2 pseudogenes are annotated in these 1176 nt (G+C 67.6%); both read left to right on the top strand.

The annotated features are described in order from the left end of the window. Nucleotides 1–212 (top strand): annotated as a pseudogene (locus tag ACFVWD_RS58465) (DNA primase); the annotation flags it as partial. Continuing rightward, a pseudogene (locus ACFVWD_RS58460) lies at nt 209–1093 on the top strand (DNA primase); the annotation flags it as partial. The pseudogenes ACFVWD_RS58465 and ACFVWD_RS58460, both read left to right, overlap by 4 nt. Between the last annotated feature and the right edge of the window lie 83 nt (nt 1094–1176).

Genomic DNA, 1176 nt, shown 5'->3' with positions numbered 1-1176 from the left:
GGGCGAGCTTCACGGAGAAACTCAACCGCGCCGCCTACACCGCCGGGGGACTCGTCCAAGGAGGCCACCTCCCCGAGGAAGAAGCGCGCACCCTGCTTCTGGAAGCGGCCCGCACCGCACGCCCCGCCCAGGAGAGCCGCAACCTCACGATCATCGAGACAGCTCTGTCTGCGGGTGCTCAGCGCCCACTCCACCCCCGAGGACGTTCATGAGCGCCGAGTACACACGCTTCGACGCGGAAAGGGCCGCAACACAGATCCAGCAGCAGAACCTTGCCTGGGATCCGCCCGAGTCGCACGCGAACCTGCCCGCTCAGCAGACCGACGCCCGACCACAGCCCGTCCCCGAACCGCACGGACTGCTGCCCAACTCGATGACGGACCGGGGAAACGCCAAACTGTTCGCCCGCCTCTACCGCGACCAGTTCCGCTACGTGATCGGCATGGGATGGCATTCCTGGGACGAGTACCGGTGGAAACTGACCGGCGGCGACGAGGCAGCGGTCTGGGCTGCCGGGGAGATGGCCGAGCAGATCGCCGATCACGACCCCCAGGGAAGATTCACTCCCCGCCAGTTGGCCGCGCACCGACGGCACTCCGAATCCACCTCAGGACTCAAAGCCCTGCTCTACCAGGCGCAGGCCGCCCCCGGACTCCGCCTGGACCCCGACGTCCTGGACGGCGACATCTACGCCCTGTGCACCCCAGTCGGCGTCGTCGACCTCAGAACCGGAACGCTGCGCAAGCCCGACCCGCTCACGGACATGCATTCGCGGGCCACTTTCGTGGCGCCCCGCCCCATGCCCATCCCGCGCTGGAACAGCTTCCTGCGCGACACCTTCGGCGACGACGCCCAAGGCAGGGAAACCACCCGCTTCCTGCACCTGCTCCTCGGCTACTCCATCACCGGCGACGTCGGTGCCCAGGTCCTGCCCTTCCTCTATGGTTCCGGAGCCAACGGCAAGTCCGTGCTGCTGGAGGTGATGATGCAGATCCTGGGCGACTACGCCAACGCGGCCCCGCCCGGCTTCCTCATGGAGAAGGGCAAGTTCACCGAGCACTCCACCGAACTGACCGAACTCCACGGCCGACGACCTCGAAGACGTAGTCGAAGCCCTCGCCGCCGGTCACCGACTGCTTCGCGCCCGGGAGTTCGTCCGGCGAGACCGCCTTCGTC

The organism is Streptomyces sp. NPDC058086 (genome assembly GCF_042885015.1).
Classification (GTDB): domain Bacteria; phylum Actinomycetota; class Actinomycetes; order Streptomycetales; family Streptomycetaceae; genus Streptomyces.
The sequence above is the reverse complement of the archived record's forward strand: the minus strand, read 5'-3'. Positions and strand labels throughout refer to the sequence as shown.